We start from the raw sequence: 12642 nt of genomic DNA, 5'->3' as shown, positions 1-12642 counted from the left end.
AGAGTGCTTAGAGCGCGGCGATCTTCTGCCGTTGCTCGGCCAGCTTGGCCAGGGCCTGTTCGGCCTCGGCTAGCTTGGCGCGTTCCTTCTCGATCACGTCGGCCGGGGCCTTGGCGACGAAGCCTTCGTTGGACAGCTTGCCGCCGACGCGCTTGACCTCGCCTTCCAGGCGCTGGATCTCCTTGTCCAGGCGCCCCAGTTCGGCGCTCTTGTCGATCAGGCCGGCCATCGGCACCAATACTTCCATGTCGCCGACCAGGGCGGTGGCGGACATCGGCGCTTCCTCGCCGGCTTCCAGCACGCGGATGCTTTCCAGCTTGGCCAGTTTCATCAGCAGCGGCTCGTTGTCGGCCAGGCGGCGGTGGTCGCTGGGCGAGGCGTTCCTGAGGATGATGTCGATGCGCTTGGCCATGGAGATGTTCATCTCGCCGCGGATCTGCCGCACGCCGAGCATCAGCGCCTTGACCCATTCGATGTCGCCTTCGGCGGCGGCGTCGATCCTGCCTTCGTCGGCCACCGGCCAGGGTTGCAGCATCAGGGTCGGGCCTTCCTTGCCGGCCTGGCCCTTGATGCGTTGCCAGATTTCCTCGGTGATGAACGGCATGAACGGGTGCGCCAGGCGCAGGGCCGTCTCCAGCACGCGGATCAGGGTGCGACGAGTGCCGCGCTGGCGCTCGATGGGGGCGTTCTCGTCCCACAGCACCGGCTTGACCAGCTCCAGGTACCAGGCGCAGTACTCGTCCCAGATGAACTCATAGAGGGCCTGGGCGGCCAGATCGAAGCGGAAGGCGTCGAGCTGGCGGGTGACTTCCTGCTCGGTGCGCTGCAACTGGGAGATGATCCAGCGGTCGACCGAGGACAGCTCGACCGGCTCGCCGTTGACCCCGGTGTCCTGGCCATCGGTGTTCTCGATGACGAAGTTGGCGGCGTTCCAGATCTTGTTGCAGAAGTTGCGGAAGCCTTCGACGCGGCCCATGTCGAACTTGATGTCGCGGCCGGTGGAGGCCAGCGAGCAGAAGGTGAAGCGCAGGGCGTCGGTGCCGTAGCTGGCGATGCCTTCGGGGAATTCGGCGCGGGTCTGCTTGGCGATCTTCTCCGCCAGCTTCGGCTGCATCATGCCGCTGGTGCGCTTTTGCAGCAGGGTATCGAGGTCGATGCCGTCGACGATGTCCAGCGGGTCGAGTACGTTGCCCTTGGACTTGGACATCTTCTGGCCCTGGCCGTCGCGCACCAGGCCGTGGACATAGACGGTCTTGAACGGGATCTGCGGGGTGCCGTCGGGGTTCTTCACCAGGTGCATGGTGAGCATGATCATCCGCGCGACCCAGAAGAAGATGATGTCGAAGCCGGTGACCAGTACGTCGGTGGGGTGGAAGGTCTTGAGGAACTCGGTCTGCTGCGGCCAGCCGAGGGTGGAGAAGGTCCACAGGCCGGAGCTGAACCAGGTGTCGAGAACGTCTTCGTCCTGGCGCAACTCGGCCTCGTTGCCGAGCTTGTGCTTGGTGCGCACCTCGACCTCGTCGCGGCCGACGTAGACGTTGCCGGCCTCGTCGTACCAGGCCGGGATGCGGTGGCCCCACCAGAGCTGGCGGCTGATGCACCAGTCCTGGATGTCGCGCATCCAGGAGAAGTACATGTTCTCGTACTGCTTGGGCACGAACTGGATACGGCCGTCTTCCACGGCGGCGATGGCGTCTTCGGCCAGCGGCTTGGTGCTGACGTACCACTGGTCGGTCAGCCAGGGCTCGATGACGGTGCCGGAGCGGTCGCCCTTCGGTACTTTCAGCGCGTGGTCGTCGACCTTCTCGAGCAAGCCCATGGCCTCGAACTCGGCGACGATGGCCTTGCGCGCGGCGAAGCGGTCCATGCCGGCGTAGCTCTGCGGCAGGCTGGGGTCGAGGTTCGGGTTGACGCTGCCGTCGAGGTGGAACACCTGGGCCTGGGCCAGCACCGCGGCGTTCTTGTCGAAGATGTTGATCAGCGGCAGGTCGTGGCGCTTGCCCACTTCGTAGTCGTTGAAGTCGTGGGCCGGGGTGATCTTCACGCAGCCGGTGCCGAATTCGCGGTCGACGTACTCGTCGGCGATGATCGGGATGTGCCGGCCGACGATCGGCAGTTCGGCGAACTGGCCGATCAGCTTGGCGTAGCGCTCGTCTTCCGGGTGCACCGCGACCGCGGCGTCGCCCAGCAGGGTTTCCGGACGGGTGGTGGCGACCACCAGGTAATCCAGGCCTTCGCTGGTCTTCGCGCCGTTCACCAGCGGGTAGCGCAGGTGCCAGAGGTGGCCCTTCTCGTCGTGGTTTTCCACTTCCAGGTCGGAAATCGCGGTGTGCAGCTTGGTGTCCCAGTTCACCAGGCGTTTGCCGCGGTAGATCAGGCCGTCTTCATGCAGGCGCACGAAGGCTTCCTTGACCGCTTCGGAGAGGCCGTCGTCCATGGTGAAGCGCTCGCGCGACCAGTCCACCGAGGAGCCCAGGCGACGAATCTGCCGGGTGATGTTGCCGCCGGACTGTTCCTTCCATTCCCAGACCTTCTCCAGGAACTTCTCCCGGCCGAGGTCGTGGCGGCTCACGCCCTGGGCGCCGAGCTGGCGCTCGACCACCATCTGGGTGGCGATGCCGGCGTGATCGGTGCCCGGCTGCCACAGGGTGTTGCGGCCCTGCATGCGGCGGTAGCGGATCAGCGCGTCCATGATCGCGTTGTTGAAGCCATGGCCCATGTGCAGGCTGCCGGTCACGTTCGGCGGCGGGATCATGATGGTGTAGGGCTGGCCTTCGCCGCTCGGAGCGAAGTAGTCGTTGGACTCCCAGGTCTCGTACCAGGAAGTCTCGATGGCGTGCGGCTGGTAAGTCTTGTCCATGCGAAAGGGGACCAAAGCTGAATATGGCTGGGGAAAATGCGAAGAAAGTCCGGGAGTATAGCGGGGATGGCGGCCCGGGGGTAAGGCCGCGGGCCGCGGCGGGCGCCCGCCGCGTCCGGATCAGCCGTTGCGTTGGCCGAGCAGGCGACCCAGGCGGGCTTGCAGGCGGCGGCGCAGTTCGGCTTCGATCTGCGGGGCGAAGTCGTCGATGACTTCCTGCAGGATCAGTTCGGCGGACGCTCGCAACTCGTCGTCCAGGCGCTCCTGTTCGGCGGGCGCCAGCCCTGCCGTGGTGGCTGCCGCGGTCTGCGGCTCTGGCGCGCGCGGGGCGGTACCGGGGGAGACGACGTCGGAGAGCAGGGGAATGTTGTCCGGCTCGAAGGATTCGGTCAGCAAGGGCGGCTCGTTCCGTTCGTAGAGCAGGTCGTGGATCGACTCCAGGTCATCGAGCAACTGCTCCGGGGGTTGTGTCGGTTTGTGGCTGTCCATGGTCGTGCACTTCAGATACGCGGCAGGCGATGGTCCTGTAGAGGATAGCCCTGCTCCCGGTAGAAGCGGAATTTATCCCGTGCCGCCTGGCGGATCGCCGGCTCCTCGACCACCAGTTCGGCCACCCGCGAAAAGTTCGGGACGAAGCCGGGGGCCTCGAGGGTCAGGTTGATCAGCAGGTCGCGATGGTTCCCCGGGGGCTCGCCCAGGCCCAGGGCGACGGGCGCCTCGGCGTCTTCCTCGGCCAGGCTGTGAGGAATGAAGGCCTCGCCGCGGAAGCTCCACAGGCGGCCGTCCAACTCGCTGCGCTGCGCCTCGTCGGCGCAATGCAGGTAGACCTGCATGCCCTGCCGCCAGGCCTTCTCGGCCAGGCGGCAGGCGACCTGCAGGCGCGCCGACGGATCGGCGCTGGGGATCACGTAGAAATCGACCCGGGTCACTTGGCCCGTTCCAGCAGGTACTGGGTCAACAACGGAACCGGGCGGCCGGTGGCGCCTTTGTCCTTGCCGCCGCTGATCCAGGCGGTGCCGGCGATGTCCAGGTGCGCCCAGTGGTATTTCTTGGCGAAGCGCGAGAGGAAGCAGCCGGCGGTGATGGTGCCGGCCTTCGGCCCGCCGATGTTGGCGATGTCGGCGAACGGGCTGTCCAGCTGTTCCTGGTATTCGTCGAACAGCGGCAATTGCCAGGCGCGGTCGTCGGCGAACTCGCCGGCCTTGAGCAGTTGCCTGACCAGCGCTTCGTTGTTGCCCATAAGGCCCGAGGTGTTGCTGCCCAGGGCGACGATGCAGGCGCCGGTGAGGGTGGCGATGTCGATCACCGACTGCGGCTTGAAGCGCTCGGCGTAGGTCAGTGCATCGCACAGCACCAGGCGCCCTTCGGCGTCGGTGTTGAGGATCTCGACGGTCTGCCCGCTCATGGTGGTGACGATGTCGCCCGGACGGGTGGCTCCGCCGCTGGGCATGTTCTCGGCGCAGGCCAGCAGGCCGACCAGGTTGATCGGCAACTGCAGTTCGAGCACCGCGCGGAAGGTGCCGAAGACGCTGGCGGCGCCGCACATGTCGAACTTCATCTCGTCCATGCCCAGGCCCGGCTTGAGGCTGATGCCGCCGGTGTCGAAGGTGATGCCCTTGCCGACCAGCACGTGCGGGGCCTGGTCCTTCTTCGCGCCGTTGTATTGCAGGACGATCAGCCGCGGCGGCTGGTCGCTGCCCTGGGCGACGGCGAGGAACGAGCCCATGCCCAGCTCGCGCAGTTTCTTCTCGTCGAGGACCTCGACCTTCAGGCCCTTGAACTCCTTGGCCAGGCCCTTGGCCTGCTCGCCGAGGAACGTCGGATGGCAGACGTTCGGCGGCAGGTTGCCGAGATCACGGGTCAGGGCCATGCCATTGGCGATGGCCTGGGCTTCCTTGCTGCCTTGCTCGACGGCGGCGCTGTCGGCCTTGTCGGCGAGCAGGGTCAGCTTCTTCAGTTTCAGCGGCTCGGCTTTCTGGCTCTTGTAGCGATCGAACACGTACAGGCCATCGGCCAGGGTTTCCACCAGCAGACGCGCCTTCGCGTGGGCATCGCGGCCTTTCACCGCGAGATCGCCGAGGGCCAGCGCGGCATCGGCGCCGGCCAGGCCCTTGAGGGTCGACAGCACGGCGGAGGCCAGCTTGCGGTACTGGCGGTCGCCCAGTTCGCGCTCCTTGCCGGCGCCGACCAGCAGCACGCGCTCGGCCTTGAGATTGGGCAGGCTCTGCAGGAGCAGGGTCTGGCCGACCTTGCCGGCCAGGTCGCCACGCTTGAGCACTGCGCTGATGGCGCCGCCGGTGGCGTCGTCGACCGCCTTGGCGCTGGCGCCGAGCTTGCGGCCTTCGCCTACGGCGAGCACCAGGGTGGCGGTTTTCAGGGTTTCCGGGCGTACGCTTTTAACAAGGAATTCCATGGAAGAGGTCCCCAATACAGACAGTCGGGATGGCGCAAGGGGCGGCATCCGTTAGCGGTAAGCGATTGTTCCGAGCACGATTCGTCCCGAGGACTGACGGTCGCCGCCGGGGCGGTGACGCAGGCAGCGACAGCTTAGTCGTTGCGGCGGGGGTCGTTCCATGCCGAGGATGGCAACCGAGGTTCTACAGCGCCGGAGCCGGGTTGGCGGTGCTTCCCGGCCGTTGCCGCACATGGTCGCACAACTGCGGCGTGTCTGGCACGACTGTGTACGCATGGGAACCCGCGGCCATGCCGCGTCCCTATAATGAACGTTTCGTTCCGCAGGAGTCGCACCGTGCCCGCCAGCAAACCAGTCGCGGATCCCGCCCGGAGTACCGACCCACGCGATTACCAGCGAGTCGGCCGGCCGCTCGGGGTCATGGCCAAGACCTTCCCGGCGGGTTTCGTGGTCGCCGAGCACCGGCACGAGCGGGCGCAGTTGATCCATGCCCTGTCGGGCGTGATCGAACTGCATGTCGGTCGCACGCTATGGCTGGTCCCGCCGCAGCGCGCGGTATGGATGCCGGCGGGGATGGCGCACGCGATGCTGGCGCGCGGCGAGGTCCGCTTGCACACCGTCTATGTCCGGCCGCAGTCCTGCCCGCCGGAATTCCCCCGGGTGCCGCGCGGAGTGATGGTCAGCCCATTGTTGCGCGAGTTGATCGTGCGCGCCGCCGGCCTGCCGTTGTTGTACGACGAGCGCGGCCGGGAGGGGCGGTTGATGGCGGTGCTGCTGGACGAACTGGAGTGGTCGCGGGAACAGCCCCTGGCCTTGCCCGACCCCGCGGACCGACGCCTGGGAAGAGTCTGCCAGGCGCTGCTGGAGAACCCGGCCGACCCTCGCGGGCTGGAGGAGTGGGCGCGCTACGTGGGGGCGTCCTCGCGGACCCTGGCACGGCTGTTTCTCTCCGAACTGGGAGTGACCTTCGTCCATTGGCGCCACCAGGTGCGCCTGGCCGCCGCCCTGCCACGCCTGGCGGCTGGCGAAGCGGTGGCGCGGATCGCCGTGGATCTCGGCTACCAGACGCCCAGCGCATTCAGTGCCATGTTCCGACGCCTGACCGGGAGCACGCCGAGCCGCTACTTCGCCTTGTCCGATTCGGCGTAGCCTTCGTCCGTTGGCGGACGGCGCCGACGCGGCAGGATTCCTATGCTGGGCCCGTTTCCAGACGACCGCCCCGGGAGGCAAGCATGCAACGACTGAACGTGGAATTCCGCTCCGAGGGTGTCGCCCTGCGCGGCTGGCTGTATTTGCCGGAGGCGCGTGCCGAGCGGCCGGCGATCGTCATGACGCACGGTTTTTCCGGGGTGAAGGAGCAGTACCTGGACCGTTACGCCGAGGTATTCGCCGCCGCCGGCTTCGTCGTGCTCCTCTACGATCATCCGAACTTCGGCGACAGCGACGGCGAGCCGCGCCAGGAAATCGATCCGGTGATGCAGCGTCGCGGCTATCGCGACGCGATCACCTGGTTGGGCGCCCAGGCCCGGGTCGACGCCAGCCGCATCGGCATCTGGGGAACCAGCTACAGCGGCGGACATGTGCTGGAAGTGGCCGCACTGGATCGGCGGGTGAAATGCGTGGTGGCGCAGGTGCCGACCGTCAGCGGCCATGCCTCGGCGTTGCGCCGGACCCGCGCCGAGCAGTTGCCGGCATTGCTGGCAAGCTTCGACGCGGACCGCCAGCGGCGCTTCGAGGGCTTGCCGCCGGCGCTGTTGCCGGCGGTCGCCGCGAGTCCCGACGAGCCTTGCGCGATGGCCGGCGCGGACGCCCACCGGTTCTTCACCGACAGCGCGGCGCTGGCACCGAACTGGTGCAACCGGGTGACCCTGCGTAGCGCCGAGCTGGCGCGAGAGAACGAGCCGGGCATTCACATTGGGCGGATCAGCCCCACGCCGCTGCTGATGATCGTCGCCGACCGGGACCTGCTTACGCCCACGGACCTTTGCCTGGAGGCCTACCAGCGGGCGTTGCCGCCCAAGCGGCTGCTGATGCTCGCCGGCGGCCATTTCACGCCGTACATCGAGCATTTCGACGCCACCAGCCAGGCTGCGGCAGACTGGTTCGTCCGTCATCTCGGAGAGGGCGGCGAGCAGCCAGCGACAGTCGTCGAATAAATCGGCAAGCGCTGAACGAGCGTTCGCCTCGACGGTCTATCGGGCTCTTGGTTCGGCCTGCGCAGTGACAGGCCCGCCGAATCGCAGGATAATGCCGGCTATTTTCTCCGCGCCATGCCGCCATGGCCGGAAACGCGTGATGACGGGGCCGACGGGCCCCGTCAGAGCCTGGCAACCCAGGAGTGTCCGGATTGATCGTTTTCCGTTATTTGTCCCGTGAAGTGCTGGTCACCATGAGCGCCGTCAGCGCCGTGCTGCTGGTGATCATCATGAGTGGCCGTTTCATCAAGTACCTGGCGCAAGCGGCGCAGGGGTTGCTCGACCCCGGTTCGCTGTTCCTGATCATGGCGTTCCGGATTCCCGGCTTCCTGCAGCTGATCCTGCCGCTTGGCCTGTTCCTCGGCATCCTGCTGGCCTACGGGCGACTCTATCTGGAAAGCGAGATGACCGTGCTCTCGGCGACCGGCATGAGCCAGAAGCGCCTGCTCGGCTATACCATGGCCCCGGCGCTGCTGGTGGCGATCCTGGTGGCCTGGCTGAGCCTGTTCCTGGCGCCCCAGGGCATCAACCAGTTCGCCCTGCTGTTGAACAAGCAGGATACCCTGACCGAGTTCGACACCCTGGTCCCGGGCCGTTTCCAGGCAATGCGCGACGGTACCCGGGTGACCTATACCGAGGAACTGTCGAAGGATCGCGGCGAACTGGCCGGCATCTTCATTTCGCAGAAGGACCTCAACAGCAGCAACCAGGAACGCGGCATCTCCATCCTGGTGGCGGAGAAGGGCACCCAGAACATCCAGGCGGATGGCAGCCGTTACCTGATCCTGCACAACGGCTACCGCTACGACGGCAATCCCGGGCAGGCCAACTACCGGGCGATCCAGTACGACACCTATGGCGTGATGCTGCCCAAGCCCGAGGCCAGCAGCGAGGTGAGCGAGCGTGACGCGGTGCCCACCGCCGACCTGTTCGGCAGCGACAACCCACGCTACCAGGCCGAATTGCAGTGGCGCCTGTCGACACCGCTGCTGGTGTTCGTGGTGACCCTGCTGGCGGTGCCGCTGTCGCGGGTCAACCCACGCCAGGGGCGCTTCCTCAAGCTGCTGCCGGCGATCCTCCTTTATATGGGCTACCTGGCCCTGCTGATCGCTGTCCGTGGCCAACTGGACAAAGGCAAGATCCCCATGGCCATCGGCCTGTGGTGGGTCCACGGACTATTCCTGGCGATCGGTCTTCTTCTGTTCTATTGGGAACCCTTGCGCCTGAAGCTGGCGTCCTCCCGTGCCGGTCGCGAGGTGGCGCATGGTTAAGCTCGATCGTTACATCGGTGTCACCGTCTTCGTCGCGATCCTCGCGGTGCTCGGGGTGATCCTTGGCCTGGCGCTGCTGTTCGCCTTCATCGACGAACTCAACGACATCAGCGCCAGCTACGGCATCGGCGACGCCCTGCGCTTCATCTTCCTCACCGCGCCACGGCGCGCCTACGACATGCTGCCGATGGCGGCGCTGATCGGCTGCCTGGTCGGCCTCGGCACCCTGGCCAGCAACAGCGAACTGACCATCATGCGCGCGGCCGGGGTATCCCTGTCGCGGATCGTCTGGGCGGTGATGAAACCGATGCTGGTGCTGATGCTGGCCGGCATCCTGGTTGGCGAGTACGTCGCGCCCTGGACCGAGAACATCGCCCAGAGCGGCCGCGCCCTGGCCCAGGGCGGCGGCGATTCGCAAAGCTCCAAGCGCGGTCTGTGGCATCGCCAGGGGCGCGAGTACATCCACATCAACGCGGTGCAGCCCAATGGCGTGCTGTACGGCGTGACCCGCTACCGCTTCGACGAGCAGCGTGGCCTGGAATCGGCCAGTTTCGCCAAGCGCGCGCGCTTCGAGACCGATCACTGGCAACTGGAAGAGGTCACCACCACCTTGCTGCATCCGAGGGAAAAGCGTTCCGAGGTGGTCAAGCTACCGACCGAACGCTGGGATGCCCAGCTCAGCCCGCAACTGCTGAACACTGTGGTGATGGAGCCCGAGGCGCTGTCTATCAGCGGTCTCTGGCAGTACATCCACTATCTCGCCGACCAGGGCCTGAACAACAACCGCTACTGGCTGGCGTTCTGGACCAAGGTCCTGCAACCGCTGGTGACCGCCGCGCTGGTGCTGATGGCGATTTCCTTCATCTTCGGTCCGTTGCGCTCGGTGACCCTGGGCCAGCGGATCTTCACCGGCGTGCTGGTGGGCTTCGTCTTCCGCATCGCCCAGGACCTGCTCGGACCCTCCAGCCTGGTGTTCGACTTCCCGCCGCTGCTGGCGGTGGTGATCCCCGCCTCGATCTGCGCACTGGCGGGTGTCTGGCTGCTACGCCGGGCGGGCTGACAGGCCCGGCAGGCCGGGTATGAAAAAAGGCCACCCACGGGTGGCCTTTGTGCTTCCTTGTCGCGTCGGGCTGGAGCCTGGCCGCCGGCGCGACAAAGGCCAAAACAGCGCGTTCTGCGGACCTGTTTCGCTCACTTCTTGTGAGTGTTCTTCGGCAGCCTGACCACCTGGCTCTCCGAATAGCGGTCGTGCCACGTACGCTTGTCCTTGTCCCAGAGCATCCAGAGGAAGCCGAGGCCGAGGCACAGCCAGGAGGCGATGGCGATCATGAAGCGCAGCAGCGCCTGGAGCAGGCTGATGGCGCTGCCGTCGCGGTTCTGCACGCGCAGTCCCCAGACCTGCATGCCCAGGGTCTGGCCGTTGTGGGTCCAGAATTTGGCGAAGAAGCCGAACAGGGCGAACACCAGCAAGGTCGAGAGCAGCGGGTCGCCGATCAGCGCGCCGCGGTCGGCCAGTTCGCGCAGATGGTCGCTGCCGTAGATCAGTCGAAGGATGCCTTGCTGGTAGACCAGGGTGACCACCATCATCAGCGCCACGCAGAGCAGGAAGTCATAGAACATCGCCGCCAGGCGGCGGATCAGACCGGCAGGGGCATAGTCGCCCTGGGGAGAAAGCATGTGTTTCGGCATCGGCGTGTTCCGTGCGGGGCAAAGCCGGGGATTATACGTCCATCCGCAGCTTGCGCCGCCCACCCGGGCAACGCTTTTCCCCGGCTGTTCTAGTCTTTGCGCAGACCCCAATCATTACGAGTCTTTTCTATGCCGATTCCGGTGAAGCGAGCTAGGAGAAAGGCGCTCCGGCTGTCGTTGTCCGTGCTGGTCGGGGTGATGCCGATCGTCCTGGGGCTGCTCATCCTCTACTGGCAGGCCGAGCGAAGCCTCCAGGAGACGTCCGAGCAGGCAGCCGGGAATGCGGTGCGGCAGTTCGAACGGATGCTCGACAACGCTGCGTTGGCGGCGCGCAAGGTCATGCCGGTGGCGGGGCGCCCCTGTCCCGAGGCCGAACTGGCGCTGCGCGAGCAAGTGGCGATCATGCCGTTCGTACGCTCGGTCAATTTGACGCGCGACAATACGATCTATTGCACGTCGTTGTTCGGCGGCTTCGACGAGCCGGTGCGGATCGAGAACTATGTCGACGGACGCCTCTTGCTGATGCCCGGCAACCAAGTCACGCCGGACGCCGCGCTGCTGGTCCTGCGGGACTTCGACGGCAAGCGCGGGGTATTGGCGGCGATCGACGGGCGCTACTTGAGCTACGTGCTGGACCTCGTCGACCGACGTAGCCGCCAGGTGCTGGTGGTCGGTCCCAATTGGCTGGATGCCGAGGGCCGCACCCACCGCGACGCGCCGCCTACCTATGAGGTCGCCGCCGTATCGCTCGCTTCGCAGCGTTATCCGTTGCGTGTGCTGTCGGGCTTCCCCGAGGGTGAGGAGTGGCGATCGATTCGCTCGCAGAACCCGGCGATGTTCGGCCTGCTACTGTTCTTCGGACTGCTGGCCGGCACTCTGTGCTACTGGCTATCCAGGCGGGTCGCCTCGCCCAGCAGCGAACTGCGCCGGGCCCTGGAGGCCAACGAGTTCATTCCCTACTACCAGCCGCTGAGTCCCGGCCAGGGCGGACGCTGGATAGGCGTCGAGGTGCTCATGCGCTGGCGTCATCCGCGCGAGGGACTGATCCGGCCCGACCTGTTCATACCTTTCGCCGAGCGCTCGGGACTGATCGTACCGATGACGCGCGCGCTGATGCGCCAGGTCGCGGAAGACCTGGGCGGGCATGCCGGGAAGCTGGAGCCAGGCTTCCACATCGGTTTCAACATCAGTGCCACCCATTGCCACGAACTGGCCTTGGTGGACGACTGTCGCGAGCTGTTGGCGGCGTTTCCGCCCGGGCACATCACCCTGGTCCTGGAACTGACCGAGCGCGAGCTGATCGAGTCGAGCGAAGTCACCGACCGTCTGTTCGACGAATTGCATGCCCTGGGAGTGAAGATCGCTATCGACGATTTCGGCACTGGACATTCCAGCCTGGCCTACCTGCGCAAGTTCCAGGTGGACTGCCTGAAGATCGACCAGAGCTTCGTCGCCCGCATCGGCATCGATACTCTTTCCGGGCATATTCTCGACAGCATCGTCGAGCTGTCCGCCAAGCTCGACCTGGATATCGTCGCCGAAGGCGTGGAGACCCCCGAGCAGCGTGACTACCTGGCCGCCCGCGGGGTGGATTACCTGCAGGGCTACCTGATCGGCCGGCCGATGCCGCTGGAGAGTCTGCTTTCCAGCCTGACTGTGCAGGAAGGGCAGGGGGCTTCCGTCGTCGCACTTCCGGCGGACCGAGGCTAGCGGCTAAAAGTCCCGCGCCAGGGGCGAGCTGCCAGCTTATTCGTCACGGATGAGCAAAAGACTCGCAGACCGAACAGGTGCAAACCGCCCCTGGCGCGACAAGAAGCCCGCATCCGCGGGGCTTCTTTTTGGCGTCGGCTGTGGTAGATTTTTTTTCGCCGAGCTGGGAAGACAGCAGCTCGGGTAAAAGGCAGCGTCTCGACTCCAGCGCTGCCTTTTTTTATTTGCAGGCCGGATCAGCCAGATCGCGGACAACAAAAAACCGGCGCGAAGGCCGGTTTCCCTGCTGTCCTGGGCTCCCCTGGAAACGCTTGGGAAGTCAGGATGGTGCCTCGGGAGAGACTCGAACTCTCACTCTGTCGCCAGAAACGGATTTTGAATCCGCCGCGTCTACCGATTCCGCCACCGAGGCAATGGCGGCGCAGTATAGGGAGGCGCCTACCGTTGGTCAATCGGGTTCGTGGCGGGGAAAACACATTTCCGGTAAGCTACGCGGCCTTTCGA

10 protein-coding genes and 1 tRNA gene are annotated in these 12642 nt (G+C 65.9%); 5 read left to right on the top strand and 6 right to left on the bottom strand.

Annotation, left to right across the window (positions count from 1 at the left end):
* Nucleotides 1-7: 7 nt before the first annotated feature.
* The 4 genes from HMPREF1224_RS21830 to HMPREF1224_RS21815 form a co-directional block, all read right to left on the bottom strand.
* Nucleotides 8-2860, bottom strand: coding sequence for a valine--tRNA ligase (locus HMPREF1224_RS21830; RefSeq protein ID WP_010793388.1), 2853 nt, complete (start codon nt 2858-2860; stop codon nt 8-10).
* A 120-nt stretch (nt 2861-2980) separates the two neighbouring features.
* A complete protein-coding gene (locus HMPREF1224_RS21825; RefSeq protein ID WP_003100590.1) occupies nt 2981-3349 on the bottom strand; it encodes a hypothetical protein in 369 nt (122 codons plus the stop codon).
* 11 nt (nt 3350-3360) lie between these two features.
* A complete protein-coding gene (gene holC / locus HMPREF1224_RS21820) occupies nt 3361-3789 on the bottom strand; it encodes a DNA polymerase III subunit chi (RefSeq protein WP_003100593.1) in 429 nt (142 codons plus the stop codon).
* Complete coding sequence (locus HMPREF1224_RS21815; protein WP_003092867.1) at nt 3786-5273, bottom strand: leucyl aminopeptidase; 1488 nt, start codon at nt 5271-5273, stop codon at nt 3786-3788. Before HMPREF1224_RS21815 ends, holC begins: the two co-directional genes overlap by 4 nt.
* Before the next feature lie 336 nt (nt 5274-5609).
* On the opposite strand from HMPREF1224_RS21815, the gene HMPREF1224_RS21810 reads away from it, so the two are divergent.
* The 4 genes from HMPREF1224_RS21810 to lptG all read left to right on the top strand — a co-directional run bounded on the left by HMPREF1224_RS21810 (nt 5610) and on the right by lptG (nt 9799).
* Nucleotides 5610-6422 (top strand): AraC family transcriptional regulator, encoded by an 813-nt coding sequence (locus HMPREF1224_RS21810; RefSeq protein ID WP_003100594.1) that lies wholly within the window; start codon nt 5610-5612, stop codon nt 6420-6422.
* Nucleotides 6423-6505: 83 nt separating this feature from the next.
* Nucleotides 6506-7429, top strand: coding sequence for an alpha/beta hydrolase (locus HMPREF1224_RS21805; protein ID WP_003115256.1), 924 nt, complete (start codon nt 6506-6508; stop codon nt 7427-7429).
* Between the two features lie 191 nt (nt 7430-7620).
* Nucleotides 7621-8739, top strand: coding sequence for an LPS export ABC transporter permease LptF (gene lptF / locus HMPREF1224_RS21800; protein ID WP_003092864.1), 1119 nt, complete (start codon nt 7621-7623; stop codon nt 8737-8739).
* Nucleotides 8732-9799 carry an LPS export ABC transporter permease LptG gene (lptG, locus tag HMPREF1224_RS21795; RefSeq protein ID WP_003092863.1) on the top strand — a complete coding sequence of 356 codons (1068 nt, stop codon included), beginning with the start codon at nt 8732-8734 and terminating at the stop codon, nt 9797-9799. The genes lptF and lptG overlap by 8 nt, the downstream gene beginning before the upstream one ends.
* Nucleotides 9800-9930: 131 nt before the next feature.
* Here lptG and HMPREF1224_RS21790 read toward each other — a convergent pair whose 3' ends face one another.
* The gene (locus HMPREF1224_RS21790; protein WP_003100603.1) at nt 9931-10428 is read right to left on the bottom strand and encodes an RDD family protein; all 498 of its coding nucleotides are present in this window, start codon (nt 10426-10428) and stop codon (nt 9931-9933) included.
* A gap of 129 nt (nt 10429-10557) precedes the next feature.
* Here HMPREF1224_RS21790 and HMPREF1224_RS21785 point away from each other — a divergent pair, with 129 nt between their 5' ends.
* Nucleotides 10558-12138: an EAL domain-containing protein gene (locus tag HMPREF1224_RS21785; protein WP_003119288.1), complete on the top strand. Its 1581-nt coding sequence runs from the start codon at nt 10558-10560 to the stop codon at nt 12136-12138.
* Nucleotides 12139-12463: 325 nt separating this feature from the next.
* Here HMPREF1224_RS21785 and HMPREF1224_RS21780 read toward each other — a convergent pair.
* A tRNA-Leu gene (locus tag HMPREF1224_RS21780) sits at nt 12464-12550 on the bottom strand.
* Nucleotides 12551-12642: the final 92 nt, after the last annotated feature.

Source organism: Pseudomonas sp. P179, from assembly GCF_000478485.2.
GTDB classification, from domain to species: Bacteria; Pseudomonadota; Gammaproteobacteria; order Pseudomonadales; family Pseudomonadaceae; genus Pseudomonas; species Pseudomonas aeruginosa.
This window is presented reverse-complemented; position numbering and strand designations above follow the sequence as displayed.

What these genes read in the sequence shown, in the direction of transcription:
- HMPREF1224_RS21830 (WP_010793388.1), bottom strand. Translation starts at nt 2,860, where the DNA reads ATGGACAAGACTTACCAGCCGCACGCCATCGAGACTTCCTGGTACGAG.
- HMPREF1224_RS21825 (WP_003100590.1), bottom strand. Translation starts at nt 3,349, where the DNA reads ATGGACAGCCACAAACCGACACAACCCCCGGAGCAGTTGCTCGATGAC.
- HMPREF1224_RS21815 (WP_003092867.1), bottom strand. Translation starts at nt 5,273, where the DNA reads ATGGAATTCCTTGTTAAAAGCGTACGCCCGGAAACCCTGAAAACCGCC.
- HMPREF1224_RS21805 (WP_003115256.1), top strand. Translation starts at nt 6,506, where the DNA reads ATGCAACGACTGAACGTGGAATTCCGCTCCGAGGGTGTCGCCCTGCGC.
- lptG (WP_003092863.1), top strand. Translation starts at nt 8,732, where the DNA reads ATGGTTAAGCTCGATCGTTACATCGGTGTCACCGTCTTCGTCGCGATC.
- HMPREF1224_RS21790 (WP_003100603.1), bottom strand. Translation starts at nt 10,428, where the DNA reads ATGCCGAAACACATGCTTTCTCCCCAGGGCGACTATGCCCCTGCCGGT.
- HMPREF1224_RS21785 (WP_003119288.1), top strand. Translation starts at nt 10,558, where the DNA reads ATGCCGATTCCGGTGAAGCGAGCTAGGAGAAAGGCGCTCCGGCTGTCG.